Here is a 1,662-nt window from a genome sequence, read left to right as displayed (position 1 = left end):
GTCCGAACCGGTGCCGCCGCAGCGCGGACCGCGTTCCCGATCGAAGGAGCAACACGCATGCCAGAGCAGCGTCAGGCCACCGGCCTGGACACCCCGATGTCGGCCCGCGCCAGGCTGTTGCCCCGATTCAGCCCGAACCCGGACGCCTTCGGCTCCACCACCGAAAAGTTCGCCCGCTTCATGGGCACCCCGCAGTTCCTGGTCTACATGACCATCTTCTGCGCGTTCTGGCTCATCTGGAACACCTGGGCCCCGGCCGGTTGGCGCTTTGACTCGGCCGCGCTGGGTTTCACCGCGCTGACCTGATGCTCTCCCTGCAGGCCTCCTACGCCGCCCCGCTGCTGCTGTTGGCCCAGAACCGGCAGGATGACCGCGACCGGGTCTCGCTCACCGAGGACCGGGCCCGGGCCGAACGCAACCTGTACGACACCGAATACCTCACCCGTGAGCTGGCCAGCCTGCGCCTGGCCATGCAGGATGTGGCCACCCGCGACTATGTGCGCTCCGAACTGCGCAACGTGCTGGAGGAGCTGCTGGAAACCAGCGAGGGTGAGGAGCTGCACCTGCGGGCGAAGAACCCGCGCCGCAAGCCGGCCCAGCACACCGGCCTGATCCCGCAAATCGACCAGGGCCCCGGCCCGCATGAGAGCCAAGGTGGCAAGTGAGCACGAACGAGCAGCTGCGCACCGCACTGTCCAAGGTCATCGACCCGGAACTGCGCAAATCCATCACCGAACTGAACATGGTCCCCCACGCCAGCGTGGAGGGGAACACCGCGCGGGTGACCGTGCTGCTGACCATCGCCGGCTGCCCGATGCGCTCCACCATCGAGGCCGACGTGCGCGCCGCCGCGCTCAGCGTGCCGGGGATCAGCCAGGTGGACCTTGAGCTGGGCGTCATGAGCCGGAACAGCGCAAGGAACTGCGCGACTCGCTGGCCGGACGGCGCACCCCGTTCTCCGACCCGAATTCCCTGACCCGGGTCATTGCCGTGGCCAGCGGCAAGGGCGGGGTCGGCAAGAGCTCAATCACCGCCAACCTGGCCACGGCGATGGCCGCGGACGGGCTGAAGGTCGGGTTGATCGACGCCGACGTGTACGGGTTCTCCATCCCGGCGCTGATGGGCACCAGGCAGAACCCGACCCGGGTCGATGAGATGATCCTGCCGCCGGTCGCCCATGGGGTGAAGGTGATCTCCATCGGCATGTTCCTGGATTCAAACCAGCCGGTAATCTGGCGCGGACCGATGTTGCACCGGGCGCTGGAGCAGTTCCTGTCCGACGTGTACTTCGGGGACCTGGACGTGCTGCTGCTGGATCTGCCCCGGGCACCGGGGACATCGCCATCTCGGTCTCCCAGCTGCTGCCGAACTCGCAGCTGCTGGTGGTCACCACCCCGCAGTCCACCGCCACCCAGGTGGCCGAGCGGGCCGGCACCATCTCCCTGCAGACCCAGCAGAAGGTCATCGGCGTGGTGGAGAACATGAGCTACCTTCAGCTGCCGGACGGCACACGCATGGAAATCTTCGGCTCCGGCGGCGGCCAGGTGCTCAGCGACTCGCTGGGTGAACAGCTGGGCTACCCGGTGCCGCTGCTGGGGCAGCTGCCGTTGGAGGAATCCCTGCGCGAGGGTTCGGACGCCGGGGTGCCGGGTGGTGGCTCTC

General features: G+C 68.0%; 1 protein-coding gene and 2 pseudogenes. All 3 read left to right on the top strand.

Features of this window, described 5'->3' with window-relative positions:
• Positions 1-57 precede the first annotated feature (57 nt).
• Positions 58-665, top strand: a pseudogene (locus tag JCM19049_RS13505) (DUF1003 domain-containing protein).
• Positions 662-976, top strand: a complete 315-nt coding sequence (locus JCM19049_RS23585; RefSeq protein WP_374700317.1) for an iron-sulfur cluster assembly protein — start codon at positions 662-664, stop codon at positions 974-976. Before JCM19049_RS13505 ends, JCM19049_RS23585 begins: the two are co-directional and overlap by 4 nt.
• 14 nt (positions 977-990) lie before the next feature.
• Positions 991-1,662, top strand: a pseudogene (locus tag JCM19049_RS13500) (P-loop NTPase); the annotation flags it as partial.

Source organism: Arthrobacter sp. JCM 19049 (assembly GCF_001310435.1).
The sequence above is the reverse complement of the archived record's forward strand: the minus strand, read 5'-3'. Positions and strand labels throughout refer to the sequence as shown.